The organism is Corynebacterium sp. MSK297 (assembly GCF_030232885.1).
Taxonomy (GTDB): Bacteria; Actinomycetota; Actinomycetes; order Mycobacteriales; family Mycobacteriaceae; genus Corynebacterium.
This window is the reverse complement of the sequence record NZ_JASPGD010000013.1, coordinates 24721-38711: the sequence shown is the minus strand read 5'-3', so window position 1 is coordinate 38711 and position 13991 is coordinate 24721. Positions and strand designations below refer to the sequence as shown.

At 57.2% G+C, this 13991-nt stretch carries 11 protein-coding genes; 6 read left to right on the top strand and 5 right to left on the bottom strand.

Features of this window, described 5'->3' with window-relative positions; genetic code table 11:
* Positions 1–501 precede the first annotated feature (501 nt).
* The 5 genes from QP888_RS10230 (at position 502) to QP888_RS10210 (ending at position 6047) form a co-directional block, all read left to right on the top strand.
* Positions 502–2166, top strand: coding sequence for an ABC-F family ATP-binding cassette domain-containing protein (locus tag QP888_RS10230; protein WP_284813475.1), 1665 nt, complete (start codon positions 502–504; stop codon positions 2164–2166).
* Positions 2167–2178: 12 nt separating this feature from the next.
* The gene (locus QP888_RS10225; protein WP_284813474.1) at positions 2179–2778 is read left to right on the top strand and encodes a TetR/AcrR family transcriptional regulator; all 600 of its coding nucleotides are present in this window, start codon (positions 2179–2181) and stop codon (positions 2776–2778) included.
* A gap of 4 nt (positions 2779–2782) precedes the next feature.
* The gene (locus QP888_RS10220; RefSeq protein WP_284813473.1) at positions 2783–4000 is read left to right on the top strand and encodes an MFS transporter; all 1218 of its coding nucleotides are present in this window, start codon (positions 2783–2785) and stop codon (positions 3998–4000) included.
* 163 nt (positions 4001–4163) lie between these two features.
* The gene (locus QP888_RS10215; protein WP_284813472.1) at positions 4164–4529 is read left to right on the top strand and encodes a DoxX family protein; all 366 of its coding nucleotides are present in this window, start codon (positions 4164–4166) and stop codon (positions 4527–4529) included.
* Between the two features lie 51 nt (positions 4530–4580).
* A complete protein-coding gene (locus QP888_RS10210; protein WP_284813471.1) occupies positions 4581–6047 on the top strand; it encodes a DUF5129 domain-containing protein in 1467 nt (488 codons plus the stop codon).
* Positions 6048–6071: 24 nt separating this feature from the next.
* Here the strand turns inward: QP888_RS10210 and QP888_RS10205 are convergent, their stop codons facing one another.
* From QP888_RS10205 to leuS, 4 genes are all read right to left on the bottom strand, one after another.
* On the bottom strand, positions 6072–6524 hold the full coding sequence (locus QP888_RS10205; RefSeq protein WP_284813470.1) for a hypothetical protein: 453 nt from the start codon (positions 6522–6524) through the stop codon (positions 6072–6074).
* 64 nt (positions 6525–6588) lie between these two features.
* Positions 6589–7872: a Na/Pi symporter gene (locus tag QP888_RS10200; RefSeq protein WP_284813469.1), complete on the bottom strand. Its 1284-nt coding sequence runs from the start codon at positions 7870–7872 to the stop codon at positions 6589–6591.
* Between the two features lie 196 nt (positions 7873–8068).
* Positions 8069–8917, bottom strand: a complete 849-nt coding sequence (locus tag QP888_RS10195; protein WP_284813468.1) for a hypothetical protein — start codon at positions 8915–8917, stop codon at positions 8069–8071.
* 38 nt (positions 8918–8955) lie between these two features.
* Complete coding sequence (gene leuS, locus QP888_RS10190; RefSeq protein ID WP_284813467.1) at positions 8956–11826, bottom strand: leucine--tRNA ligase; 2871 nt, start codon at positions 11824–11826, stop codon at positions 8956–8958.
* A 61-nt stretch (positions 11827–11887) separates the two neighbouring features.
* Between leuS and QP888_RS10185 the strand changes: the two genes are divergently transcribed.
* The gene (locus QP888_RS10185; RefSeq protein WP_284813466.1) at positions 11888–13591 is read left to right on the top strand and encodes an alpha-keto acid decarboxylase family protein; all 1704 of its coding nucleotides are present in this window, start codon (positions 11888–11890) and stop codon (positions 13589–13591) included.
* A gap of 68 nt (positions 13592–13659) precedes the next feature.
* On the opposite strand, the gene QP888_RS10180 is transcribed toward QP888_RS10185, so the two are convergent.
* Positions 13660–13890: a hypothetical protein gene (locus tag QP888_RS10180; RefSeq protein ID WP_284813465.1), complete on the bottom strand. Its 231-nt coding sequence runs from the start codon at positions 13888–13890 to the stop codon at positions 13660–13662.
* Positions 13891–13991 lie beyond the last annotated feature (101 nt).

Genomic DNA, 13991 nt, shown 5'->3' with positions numbered 1-13991 from the left:
ATCCGCACTAATCGGGTGTCCACCAAACGAGGGTAACCTCAGGATCGTCGTCTTTTACGCCTGAACGCAATCGTGGTCGCTGCAAGATCAGTTCCGTCTTCCCGCGACGGTACTGATCCGGTGCCGTCCCGCTTGACCGCGAGGTTGATGTAACCAACCGGGCGGCCTCAAGTCTCTTGTTTGGCGACATATCCCAGTTGGGCGAGAGAGTTGAAGCCGTTGGCGTCTTGTCCATTTGCGCGGTGGGGCGTTGATCAGGCGACTGCGGTGCTAACGAGCCACCGCTCAGCGCTTCTATGCGTTGTACTCGAACCGAATCTATCACGGGCATGATATATCGCACGAGCGTGACACACTTTACCCCCTCGCCCCAAGTCATCGCCACCCTGTCCCGTGGCCACGACCTTGAGTGGGGTATCAGCTAGGACGACACTCCAGCTCAACGCCACTACTAATGCCTGGGTTCCATCATTTATCACAACCGTGATACCTTGGTCGCCCATGAGCTACCTCGAAGCACAGTCGGTGAGTTACACGCTGGCCGACGGCCGACCCCTGCTCCGCGACGTCTCGTTCCGTGTCGGCCCTCGGGAGAGGGTGGCGGTGATCGGAGCGAATGGAGCAGGCAAAACAACACTGTTACGCATCATCACAGGCGAGATCACTCCCGAGGCGGGGGTAGTCTCGCGCAATGGCTCGATTGGAGTGATGCGCCAGTTCGTCGATTCCGGGACGGTCCAAGAATTGTTACTATCAGTGGCTCCTCCGCCCTTGCAGGAAGCCGCTGCAGAACTACGTCGCGCCGAACAAGCAGTTGCCACTGCAGACGATACTGACCGGCAGATGGAATACGCATCCGCTCTGGCCGCTTGGGGCGAGAAGGGTGGTTATGATCTCGAAGTTCTTTGGGATGCGTGCGCCACAGATTCTCTGGGCTTGCCATTCGAGAAGTGTCGGGACCGTCCGGTGACGACGTTATCGGGCGGTGAGCAGAAGCGCCTCATACTTAACGCGCTCCTTCGTGGTCCTGATGAGATTCTTCTTCTCGATGAACCAGACAACTTCCTCGACGTCCCCGGCAAACGCTGGCTTGAAAACCAGCTGGTCGAATGTAATAAGAGCGTGCTTTATATCAGCCATGACCGCGAACTTCTCGCAAACACCGCCACTAGTATCGTCACTCTTGAGCTGGGCAGCGCAGGTAACACCGCATGGGTTCACTCTGGCGGCTTCAGCGGGTATCAGAAGGCACGCACACAGCGGTTTGAAAGGCTGGACGAACTGCGGCGCCGATGGGATGACGAGCATGCAAAGTTACGTTCGCTTGTTCAGATGTATAAACAGAAGGCAGCCTATAACTCAGATATGACCTCCCGGTACAAGGCGGCGCAGACTAGGTTGGCCAGGTTCGAACAGGCTGGTCCGCCTGAGGCGCAACCACGGGAGCAAGAACTTGCGATACGTCTACATGGAGGCAGAACGGGCAAGAAGGCTGTGACGTGTGAGCAACTCGAACTCACCGGACTCGTCCGGCCCTTCGACTTCCAAGCTTGGTACGGTGACCGCATTGCCGTTCTCGGCGAGAACGGATCTGGAAAGTCGCACTTCCTTCGTCTGCTAGCAGCCGGCGGCGATGACCCCACCCCTGAACACGAACCTGTAGCCGAGATGCAGATTGATCCGGTGACGCACGACGGTACCGCACGTCTCGGCGCCCGAGTCCGTCCGGGTTGGTTCGCGCAAACACATGGACGCCCCGACCTTCGCGGCCGTAGTCTGCTCTCGATACTGCATCGCGGTGACGAGCACCGACGTGGAATGCCACGAGATGAGTCGTCCCGAGTGCTAGCTCGTTACGAGCTCGCCCGTTCCGCCGAGCAGAACTTCGATTCCCTGTCTGGGGGGCAACAAGCTCGCTTCCAGATCCTTTTACTCGAACTTGGCGGTGCGACAATGTTGCTTCTCGACGAGCCGACTGACAATCTCGACTTGGAGTCAGCGGAGGCTCTCCAACGAGCGCTCAGAGCCTACGAGGGGACAGTTCTTGCCGTGACCCACGACCGTTGGTTTGCCCGAGATTTCGATCGCTTCTTGGTATTCACCAAGGACGGACAGACGTACGAAACCGACCATCCTGTATGGGACGAATCTGTCAAAAGAAAATGAGGATGAAAACACATGCCTGCACGCATAGACGCAGAGGAACGTCGCCAGTATGTCATCGATGCTGCATTTCGGTTGATCGTAGCAGAGGGCCTTGAAGGACTTACCCTAAGAAAGGTGGCAGCTGAAGCGAACCTCAATATAGGGTCGGTACGGCACTTTTTTGATGGACAAGAAGACCTACTGACCGCTGCAGCTCACGAAGCCGGAAACCGGATGGGACAGCGACTCATGCACCATCCGGTCGAGCAGTTGAGGGGCCTCGACGGCGAAGAGGCACTAACTGCTTTGCAAGATCTTCTGGAACAAGTGCTTCCTGTCGATGAGGAGCGGAGGATGGAGGCGATCATAGTCCTTGAGCTCATACGTGCCTCAAGAACACAGACGGTATTTGCATCATCCGCTGCACAGATGGCGAGCGATCTCCATGACATTATTACTGCGGCACTAGCTTGCCTCGAAGTGCCCAACCCAAGCGCCGCAGCCCGGCAAGTCTCGGCCATTGTTGGTGGCCTGACACTTGACACCGTCACACCTCATGGGGCCCTCACCGTATATCAATTGCGTTCGACGCTACGAGATGCGTTACGCAATCTTCTTAATACAGAAAGGTAGCCTGATGCCTGCATGGCTCTTCGCCCTGCTCGCCGCAGGATTCGTACTATATACGGATGACTATGTCATCGCCGGAATTCTACCTGAACTCGCCGCTGATCTGGGAGTGAGTGAATCCCATGCGGGACAGCTCATTACCGCATTTTCGCTGACCGTAGCTATAGTGGCGCCTTTGGCTGCAGTTGTCCTGGCAAAAATTCCACGACGCCAATTATTTACCGTCGGTCTATGCTTGTTCATTCTCGCAAATGGTCTGGCTGTAATTGTGCCGTCATACCCCCTCCTTCTGGTGTTGAGGGTGGTAGCCGCTGTGGCTGCAGCTGGGATGACTCCTGCCGTGTTCGCCTTCGCCGCGGAACGGGCTCCTGCGGGTAAGACCGGCCGCTACATCGCTATTGTATCCCTGGGGGTGACCGGTTCTATTGCTGCCGGTGTCCCGATCGGGACGTGGATCGGCGGACATCTTGGATGGCGTGCATCCTTTGCCACCATGGCCGTGGCAGGGTTGATAGTCCTTCTTGCACTCTTGTCTACGCTACCGCGTGAAGATGGCGAACGGGAGGTGCCACTCCTCCAGGATCAGCTCCGGACGCTAAGTGCCGGACCGATCTCGTTCGGCTTGCTTGCGAACTGCGCACTGATGACTGGCTCCATGATGATGCTGACCTACCTTGCCCCCTACCTCGATTCCACGAGCTCAGCTGGAGTTGATGAACGGGCATTGGCATTTAGCCTGTCGGGTATAGCTGGCATCCTCGGGATTTGGTTAGGTGGAATCGCAACTGACAGATGGGGCGCTGACCGGACCTTGAGCGTCGGAATCGGCGGCATTATCGTCACAATGGTCATCTTGTGGCTTCTATGGATGGCGAGGCCGGCCCCGATTCCCGTGGTTATCTGCGTTGTGACATTTTGGGGCGGCTTGGCGTTCTGGAATTCTCCAGCCATCCAAGCTCGCTTGTACATGTTGGCCGGGCCAGTAGCACCCCAGGCTCTAGCACTGAACACGTCGGGAACCTATCTCGGTGTATCAATCGGGGCTGCTGTTGGAGGTATTGCGCTTACAATTGGCGGCGCCGGAGCTTTGCCTTTGACGGCAGCGAGCTTTGGGCTGATTGCATTGATCTTGATAGCGATGGCACGTTACCTGGCGGTCACCGTGACAGGGCATCCACAAGACATCCCAAAGTCCTGCCAACAGCCCGACGGCTGGGCCAGTTAACTGGTGTGGAAAGACAAGCATTCTCCTAAAAATAAGACGTGTTTCCACGACCCCTAGAATCTGGCGTTTCTGTGAGTTTTTACAGTGGTAGGGCTTGCACCGCCATCACAAGGTTTGGGTCAATGGATAGCTAAAGCAATTAAGGCTCTATAAGATACCTAGTATGGACACACAGGTAAAGCGCGGGAATTATTTTCTGGCAGCAGTTCTCGCTGGGGATGCAGCTATGTCAATCAAACCTCCTAAGTTCATTCGGGATTGCCTGAATGGGGTGAATTTTCCGCAAAATTGGTGGTGGTCACTGATCGTCATCAAGTCGTTGGCCGCTCTTGGGCTTGTGCGCGGCACCGCGCAAAACAGTCCGCAACTGACAACTGCCGCATCCACCGGCGTCGTGGCTTATTTCGCCTGTGCAATCTTCGCGCATGTGAAGGCAAAGTTTTTAGGCAAAGAATTCTGGCTCAACTGTTTAGGAATGACAGCACTCAGCACAACAGTGCTGGTGCAAAACCGCAAGCAGCATCGCTAGGCCATCTGCGGTCGCACCGCACCCCACACCCCGCGGTGTAAGATCAAGCGCATGAAGCCAACCGTCGGAAAGATTGTCGCTGCTTCGATTCTTAGCGCCGGGGTGCTTGGCGGTGGTGCAGCACTAGGCATCGCCACCACCTATGACTCCCCGGAACGTGCACACTACAAGATCGACTCGCCGACGCACAGCAATATCTCCCTGCGCATTCATAACCCCGACGGTGTACTCACAGCCGAAGACGAGAGAATCCTCGAACGTGATGCCGCACGCCTCGAAGTACCGGGCGTCGTCAAGCAGCTGCACTATATTGTTTTCGCAGATAACGACGACAACGTCAACGACACCGTGGAAAACTACCTGCGCGATCACCACCCGGAGCTCATCGGCGACGATAGTTTTACCGACGGCACACTGTTTGTTGGCGTGGGGCTTAATCCCCGGCAAGCTTTCATCTTCGCTGGTGATGACGTCGCAGAATTACTCGAACTGCGCGACAGCAGCCACCTGAGCGAATCACTGGATGCGATCAAACCCGGTGTCAAAGACGGCAATATCCCCGGCGGCCTGTTCCACGGCGCATCCGTAGCAACCGACCTCGCTGCCCTCGAGCAAGCGCGCTTCGATAGCGCGGAATCCAACCGTACCTCCGCCATCGTTATGGGAGGTCTCGGCGCCGCAACCCTCGGTGGTGGTTTTGCAGCCACAACCGGAGGGTATCGGCGTAGCCGGGCAAAGAAAATCGCCCAAGCGCGGGAAGACTTCGACTATATTTCCGTTGAATTCGGCACACTCGCACAGCGTTTAGACGCCATCGATATCCGCGCGCATTCACTGACCTCCGCTTTTGCGGATCAGCAGCTGCGTGACCAGTGGCGCAAGGTGCGGGACCGTTTTCTGCACATGCATGACGACGTCTCCAAGTTCAGCGAACTCAGCCCGCGCAGCGACGACAAGACTTTCCTGCAGTACGCGGGCCAGCTCAGTGACGCGGCCTCGACCGCGAAGAAAATGCACCATGCCGAAGACAACATCGACACGATCTTTGCTTTGGAAAATGGTGATGAACTCACCCGGCGCACCGAGGCGCAGTCATTGCGTGACGACGTCGTCGAGGCGAAAAAGAAGGTGCGGAATGTTGATTCCGGTCTTTACCAGGAATTGGCTGCGATCCAGCAGCGAACCGAAACTCTAGCCCAAGAACCTAGTTCCGAGGATTTCCTGGACAATTTTATTATCGTGCTGCGTGATTATCAGGCGGCGCTAACAGAGCTACGCAGGCAGAAGTTTAGCGATATTGACGAATCGAAAGCGGATGCACCGCAAGCCCCGGGATTGACTTCGTCCGATTACCGGCCGGGTTATGGATGGAATAACTTCGTGCCTTATTGGGCGCTGAGCAGCTGGCATGCTTCCACCGTCGAGGCGCAATCCAGCAGCTCGAACAGCGGGAGCACGAATATGAATACGTCGTTTAGTTCTGGGTTCTCTGGCGCGGGTGGCTCATCGGGGTTTTAGCGCTAGCGCTTCAGGGTTTTAACCCTAGCGCTGTGAGCGGTGCGCTTCGCATGGGTTCTCTTGGCTAGTGTTCTGTGCGTCATCGTGGTCACCGTGCTCGAAGCCGTTCTGATCGTCGCTGTGCAGATCGTCGCTGTTATCTTCGTGGCCGCCATCCTGGTGTTGCCCAGAAGCAGCGCCACTGTCAATCTCCCCAGCTTCCCTAGTCCCAAGCTTGTCTTCCCGGGTCTCACGCAGCTCCCCGATCAACTCGGAGAAAAAATCCCGCACAACGGACCACTGCACGGTGGTGTTTTCCAAATGCTCCGGCAAACGTTCAATCTCTAGGCTTAGCTCTTTGCGACGTCGCTGCTCCGCCAGCTCACTACGCAGCTCGCTTAACGATGCTTCGGCCTCACGCAGAATCTTTTCCAGCTGTTCTTCTACGGACTTGCCGCGCAGATTGTCAGCCCCTGTGTCGCGGTGCGGATCCATCATCGTTATTACTTCCTTATCTCATATCACCGGCGAGCATGTTCTACACCGGGATGAGTGGTGATTCCTAGAATACAGTGGTGAGCAGGATCAAAACGCCCGGCAGCACCAGGAACATACCCAGCACCCATGCTGCGATATACAGCTTGTTACGCGCACCGATACTCGCGATGCCCTGAGCCAAATTCAGCGGCACCTCACGCACACCTGGAATGCCGTAGATCACCAGAGCAGCGAAAACGTTGAACATCAGGTGAATCAACGCGCCCTGCAAAGCAACCTGGCCTTCCAAACCAGTGAATGCGAATGCGGCAATCAGCGCGGTGATCGTGGTACCAATATTCGCACCGATGGTGAATGGGTAGACCTGACGGATTGACAAGGTGTTAGAACCAGCCAGGGGAACCACCAGAGCGGTTGTCGTGGAAGAAGACTGCACCAGCATGGTGATGACCATGCCAGCACCAATGCCGGAGATCGGGCCTCGGCCCAAGGACTTGTGCAGAATGTCTTTGGCCTTACCAACCATCACGACCTTCAGCAGCGCACCGATGAAGTTGACGACGCCGAGGATCAGCACAATACCAATCAGAATTTGTGCGACACCAGCGATGGTCTCTGGCAACCAGCTTGTCGACGCAACCAACAGGTCTTTGCCCGGCTCAGTGATGAAGCCAATGAAAGTACCCAAACCTTCCATGCCGGTAGCCAGGAAACCAGCTTGCTCGGATTCCGCGTTCATGCCGGAAACCAAAAAGCCGGTGACCTTTTCCAGCAGACCGAACATCAGCTCCAACGGCAGGAAGATCAACACCGCCAGCAGGTTAAACATGTCATGCACGGACGCTGCGGCGAAACCACGACGGAAGGATTCTTTGTCGCGCACCATGCCCAACGAGACCAGCGTCGAGGTCAGCGTGGTGCCAACGTTTGCGCCCATCAACATCGGAATGGCGATCTGCACCGGCAAACCACCAGCCATCATGCCGACGACAATCGAGGTGGTCGTCGACGAAGACTGAATCAACGCAGTGGCTAGGATGCCGACCATGAGAGCGATCAGTGGGTTCTGCGCGAAAGCGAACAATTCCTCTGCATGATCGCCGGTGGCAGCCTTAAAGCCGTCACCGATCACGCCAACGGCGGTGATCAACAACCACACGCTGACGGCGACAGCAACCCAGTTCACCCACTGCTTATCAGTGTTGATGCCGAGGCGGTTCAGTGGATTACGCGGAGCCTTTTGCTTTTCCTGCACGCCCTGTTCCAGCTGTTGTTGAGCGTCGTCAAGGGTACGGTCGGATGCGGTCTGATCCGGGAGCGTTTGCCCTGAGGAAGTGTGTGACTTCATTCGTTTCCTGACACCTTGCTTCGCACTTGCAACCCGCACCCGCTAGGAAACTAGTACGTGCGTGCTGCCACTGATTGGTCTGTTTCAAACTCACTCGGAGCTTTATAGCAAGCAATGTATAGCGCGTGCGGAAATACGAGGTTCACACAAGGTTACAAGCAAGCAAACTTTTTAGATTGTGAGCAAACTAACGAGATCAACGACGCCCTGCTTTTTCGTCGGCAGCAATGATGCGCTCGAGGTATTCCTGCACGGTCGGTGCCTCAATCCACGCTGGCGTCGGGTTCCAGAACGGAGACACAGTCTGACCTGCGATAAAGAACGTGCCAAAGCCATCGTCAGTAGCACCGACAAACGCAATCTCATCAGCAGATTCCGCCACCACAGAGTATCCAGCGAAGGCAGCAGCCTGCGCACCCTTCAACTCTTCGGCAGAATCATTCCGTTCCATGAACGCCTCGGCTGCCTCGGGGGTGGAAAGTTGTTCATCTGGAGTAAACATTCCGTTACGAAATACGATGCCACGCGTCATGCCCCCATTGACATCCTTGAGCGGCTTATCGATGTTCAGCAAACACCGCAGTCCATCCTCGCCCGGCGCGACTATTTCAGATAGCTCACACAACGAGCCGTCCGGCAGCGCAATACGGTAGAAGCCGTCTGTGATGGTCGGTTCGATGGTCTCACCGTCGCCGAGGTCAGCCGCCGGGGTTGGTTCCTTGCTGGAACTCGACTTGCTGGAGCTGGATTCGCTTGCCGACGCCGAATTGCTGGACGTATCCGACGCTGCAGAATCCGACACTGCAGAATCCGACGCTGTAGCCGAGCCGGTTTCCGATCCCGCGCCAGCAGACTCACTGGCTGCGTTGGAACTGGCTGCGGCATCGGCGGTGCTATCCGCAGCGCTATCCGCAGCACTGTCGGCAGCACTGTCAGCAGGCTGCGGATCAGGACGATTTTCTGGATTAGAACAGCCCGCCACGCCTAAAGCAATGACAGCGCTGATGCCAAGCGTGCGGGCGAGTTTCCGTGCATAAGGTTTCATGCACCTAGTCTAGCCTGTTTGCCGAGTCACAATACCGGTTACTTCACCACCAGGTTGATCATGCGGCCAGGCACCACGATCTTCTTCACCACGGACTTCTCACCGATCGCCGCCACCACCTTCTCGTCGGCAAGCGCGGCGGCCACGGCATCATCCTGGGAGACATCGGCAGCGACCTGCACCCGCGATTTCACCTTGCCGTTGACCTGCACCGGCAGCTCGATTTCATCATCAACCAGGTACTTCTCGTCGAAGCTCGGGAACGGCACAAAGGTGATCGTGCCCTCGTGACCCAGGCGCGTCCACAACTCCTCGGCGATGTGCGGCGCCACCGGAGCGACCATCACAGCGATCGGCTCCACGGCAGCGCGCGGAGCACCGTCCGGGTAGTTCTTCGTCAAGTAGTTCACGTATTCGATGAGCTTGGCGACGACGGTGTTCACGCGCAAGTTCTCGTAGTCGTCACGCACACCAGCGATAGTGCGGTGCAGCTGCTGCAGATCCTTCTTGCCCAGCTCCGCATCCACGACGGCCACCTCGCCGGTGTTTTCGTTGACCACCAGGCGCCACAGGCGCTGCAAGAAACGCTGCGCACCAACGACGTCCTTAGTGGCCCACGGACGCGAATCCGCCAGCGGCCCCATCGACATCTCATAAACACGCAGGGTATCTGCACCAAAGTTTTCGGCAATATCGTCGGGCGCGACCGCGTTCTTCAGCGATTTACCCATCTTGCCGTATTCCCGGTTCACCTTTTCGCCGTGGTAGAAGAACTCGCCGTCACGCTCTTCGACTTCTTCGGCAGGCACATAAACGCCACGGGAATCGGTGTAGGCATAGGCCTGGATATAGCCCTGGTTGTACAAGCGACGGTACGGCTCTTTCGAGATCACATGCCCGAGGTCATACAGCACTTTGTGCCAGAAACGCGCATACAACAGGTGCAGCACGGCATGCTCCACGCCGCCGACGTACAGGTCCACTCCGCCCGGATCGTTCGGGCCATGAAACTCTGGGCGTGGCCCGGTCCAGTAGCGCTCGTTGTCGATATCGCAGAAAGCGTCACTGTTCGTCGGATCGATATAGCGCATCTGGTACCAGGACGAACCTGCCCACTGCGGCATGACGTTGGCATCGCGGTAGTAGGTCTTGGTGCCTTCGCCCAAGTCCATCTCCACTTCAATCCACTCGCGTGCCTTCGCCAACGGCGGCTGTGGCTCGGTGTCGTGATCATCCGGATCGAAGGACACCGGCTGGTAGTCATCAACCTCCGGCAACTCCACCGGCAGGTGATCTTCCGGGATCGCGTGTGGCCGACCGGCCTCGTCGTAGACAATCGGGAATGGTTCGCCCCAATAACGCTGGCGGGCAAACAGCCAGTCGCGCAGCTTGTATTGGATCTTCTCGACGCCTAGCTCACGCGCAGCCAACCACTCGATCGTCGTCGCAATCGCCTCTGCCTTGGATTTGCCGGTCAGGTCCAGCCCATCGTCATTGGCGGAATTCACGTAAGTGCCTTCACCGGTGTGCGCGGCAGAAGAAACATCCCCGCCAGCGACAACCTCGGTGATGGGCAAGCCAAAGACCTGCGCGTATTCGTAATCGCGCTCGTCGTGCGCAGGAACAGCCATAATCGCGCCCGTACCGTAGCCGGTTAGTACGTAGTCCGCGGTAAAGACCGGCAGCTTCTTCCCGTTGACCGGGTTGGTGGCGTAGCTGCCTAAGAAAACGCCAGTCTTTTCCTTATTCTCTTGGCGCTCTAAATCCGACTTCGCGGCGATGTCACTGCGGTAGGCCTCAATCGCTTCCTTCGGATCCTCATGACCATAGGTCCAGCGTGCGTCGACGTCATCATCGTACGGAACCGGCGAGAGCAAAGCGTCGACAAGCGGGTGCTCCGGGGCCAACACAACGTATTCCGCACCAAAAAGCGTGTCCGGGCGCGTGGTAAACACCGTGATGTCGTGACCCTCGCAGCGGAAATCCACCTCCGCACCGCGCGAGCGCCCGATCCAGTTGCGCTGCATGGATTTCACTTTTTCCGGCCAATCCAGCAGTTCCAGATCATCCAACAGGCGGTCAGAATACGCGGTAATGCGCATCATCCACTGCTTTAAGTTCTTGCGGAACACCGGGAAGTTGCCGCGCTCGGAGCGGCCGTCGGCAGTAACCTCTTCGTTCGCCAACACCGTGCCCAGGCCAGGGCACCAGTTGACGGTGGAATCGCTCAGGTAGACCAGGCGGAATTCATCGACGGCCTTGGCCTTTTCTTCCTCGCTTAACGACGCGTACTCGCGGCCGTCCTTAGTGGCCAGCTCGCCGGATTCCAGCAGCGGATACAACTCGTCGATTGGGCGCGCTTTTTGCTGCTGTTCATCGAACCAGGAATTAAAAATCTGCAGGAAGATCCATTGCGTCCAGCGGTAAAACTCCGGGTCGGTGGTAGCGACCGAACGGCGTTTGTCGTGCCCCAAGCCCAAGGCACCCAACTGACGACGCATATTTTTGATATTCGCCACCGTCGTCGTGCGCGGGTGGGTGCCGGTTTGGATCGCATACTGCTCAGCCGGCAAACCAAAAGCGTCATAGCCCAAGGTGTGCAGCACGTTTTTGCCCAATAAGCGGTTGAACCGGGCGAACACATCCGTGGCGATATAGCCCAGCGGGTGCCCCACGTGCAAGCCCGCGCCCGACGGGTACGGGAACATATCTTGCACGAAGAGTTTGTCTTCAGGAAGGGCGGCGCCGTCTGCCGGGGCTAAATCACCAGTGGGGTTTGGCGCATTGAACGTGCCCGTCTCGTCCCAGTACTGCTGCCACCGCGACTCAATCTGGTTGGCAAGCTGCGGGGTATAACGGTGTTCCGGGCCAGTACTAGTTTTTTCAGTGTTTTCACGCGCTTCGCTCATGGTTTTATAGTCTAATAGGTTTACGGGATACGTCCCGTTTTCACAGAAGGGCTAGTACAACATGCGCATGACGATTGGCGATTTTCTTATCCGCCGCTTGCAAGAAATCGGCATCACTGAAGTGATTGGTGTGCCGGGTGATTTCAACTTGAACTGGCTGGAGCAAATTGAAGCTGCCGACGGCATCCGCTTTGTGGGCAGCACCAATGAGCTCAACGCCGCGTATGCTGCCGACGGCTATGCGCGCGCCCGCGGGGTCTCGTGCCTTTTGACCACCTACGGTGTTGGCGAGCTCTCCGCACTCAACGGCCTGGCCGGTGCCGCCTGCGAGCACATCCCGATGGTCTCGATCGCCGGCGCTCCCCCGCTGTTTGCCACGGAAAAACGCTGGTTGCTGCACCATACGCTTGCCGACGGCAACTTCGGCAACATGCTCGATTCGCTGCGCCCATTCACCGCGCTGGCCGAACGCATCAGCCCCATGAATGCGGTTACCGAAATTGATCGTGCGTTGCGGACCTGCCTGCGGGAAAAGCGACCGGTGCACCTGCAGCTGCCCTCCGATATCTCCCACCTGAGCATCACCGTGCCGGAGGAACCACTAGATACTTCGCTCGAACCGTCGGATCCGGTGCAACTCGAGGCAGTGTTGGACCGGCTGGTGCAGGAATTCGCGGCGGCGGAAAACCCGGTATTGCTCGTCGACCAGGACGCGCAGCGCCACGGATTCTTGGATTTGTTTGCCCAGCTCGTCGACAAGATTCAGCTGCCTTATGCGCAGATGGCTTCCAGCAAGGCACTGTTGAGCGAGCAGCACCCACTGTTTTTGGGCACCTATAACGGTAAGGCCTCGTGGCCGGGTGTGCGCGAGCGCGTGGAAGGCTCAGATTTCTTGCTCACCTGCACCCCGCGGTTCATTGAGGTGAACTCGGGTAGCTTCTCGCATGAGTTGCACGAAGAAAATATCGTGGATTTCGGTGACCAGCACGTCAATATTTACGGCGAGCACATCGTGGGCTTGGACACCACGGAGGTGCTGGCCGAGTTGCTGGAGCGGCTGCCTGCTGCCGACGGGGCTGGCGCGGCGAACTCGGACGATCAAACCAGCAGCGTGAACCCGGAGGCAGTACTGCCTGAGCCTTTTGAGGCCCGCGCCGGTGCCGAGCTGACGCAGGCGCGCTTGTGGCCGCAGGTCCGCGAGTTCATTCGCCCTGGTGACACGGTGATTGCGGAGGCCGGAACCTCCAATATTGGTCTGGGACCGCAGCGGATGCCGGAGAATGTGCGCTACATCAACAGTGCTATTTGGGGCTCGATTGGTTATACCCTGCCAGCTTTGCTGGGTAGCCAAATGGCGGATGCGGACACGCGCCACCTGTTGTTCATCGGAGATGGTTCTTTCCAGCTGACCGCCCAGGAATTGTCGACGATTCTGCGGGAGAGGCAAAAACCCATCATCGTGTTGTTGAACAACCGCGGCTACACCATCGAGCGCTACATTTTGGGCATGGACCGCGAGTACAACGACATCGCCGATTGGGCTTATCACAAGTTACCGGAGGTTTTTGTCCCCGGAACCGAGATGGTTTCCTATACCGCACGCACTGAAGACGAGCTTGCCGACGCCTTCGCCACTATTAATAACAGCAACAAGGGTGCGTTCCTGGAAATCCACCTGGCTCCAGAAGATGCCCCTGCTGGCCTGCAGGCCTTCGGCCCGATGACCGCGGAATTCGACTACGGTCCGCGCGGGCCGCGGAACTAGGGAGCCGCGGAACTAAGAGGTCAGGTTAGGGGCTGGGACAGTCTGCGATGAGCTAAATAATCCGTACTCTATTGTTCATCCTGTTGCCGACTGTCCCGGTGCTGACCAGTCTGCTGCTGGCCTTCAGTTTCGACATTGTCCGTTTCGACATCTTTCTTTTCGACATTGTCCTTTTCGGCTTTGTAGTTTTCCTCCCGGCGCGCCGCTTCTTTTTTGATCGTTTCTACCAGGGGCGCAAAATCGATGTTGGCGTCTTTATCTTTTTTGAAATCCCAGATTCCTATTGGTTCTTTGGCCATTGTGCCTGCTCCTCGTCTCGTCGTTGTTAACGAGAATACTCGTGCGAGCGTGCCTGACAACCACATTGCACTCAAGCATTGATCTGAGACGCTTCACGGAA

Excerpts from the sequence above, each read along its gene's own strand:
- QP888_RS10230 (WP_284813475.1), top strand. The coding sequence starts at position 502 with ATGAGCTACCTCGAAGCACAGTCGGTGAGTTACACGCTGGCCGACGGC.
- QP888_RS10225 (WP_284813474.1), top strand. The coding sequence starts at position 2,179 with ATGCCTGCACGCATAGACGCAGAGGAACGTCGCCAGTATGTCATCGAT.
- QP888_RS10220 (WP_284813473.1), top strand. The coding sequence starts at position 2,783 with ATGCCTGCATGGCTCTTCGCCCTGCTCGCCGCAGGATTCGTACTATAT.
- QP888_RS10215 (WP_284813472.1), top strand. The coding sequence starts at position 4,164 with ATGGACACACAGGTAAAGCGCGGGAATTATTTTCTGGCAGCAGTTCTC.
- QP888_RS10210 (WP_284813471.1), top strand. The coding sequence starts at position 4,581 with ATGAAGCCAACCGTCGGAAAGATTGTCGCTGCTTCGATTCTTAGCGCC.
- QP888_RS10205 (WP_284813470.1), bottom strand. The coding sequence starts at position 6,524 with ATGATGGATCCGCACCGCGACACAGGGGCTGACAATCTGCGCGGCAAG.
- QP888_RS10200 (WP_284813469.1), bottom strand. The coding sequence starts at position 7,872 with ATGAAGTCACACACTTCCTCAGGGCAAACGCTCCCGGATCAGACCGCA.
- QP888_RS10195 (WP_284813468.1), bottom strand. The coding sequence starts at position 8,917 with ATGAAACCTTATGCACGGAAACTCGCCCGCACGCTTGGCATCAGCGCT.
- leuS (WP_284813467.1), bottom strand. The coding sequence starts at position 11,826 with ATGAGCGAAGCGCGTGAAAACACTGAAAAAACTAGTACTGGCCCGGAA.
- QP888_RS10185 (WP_284813466.1), top strand. The coding sequence starts at position 11,888 with ATGCGCATGACGATTGGCGATTTTCTTATCCGCCGCTTGCAAGAAATC.
- QP888_RS10180 (WP_284813465.1), bottom strand. The coding sequence starts at position 13,890 with ATGGCCAAAGAACCAATAGGAATCTGGGATTTCAAAAAAGATAAAGAC.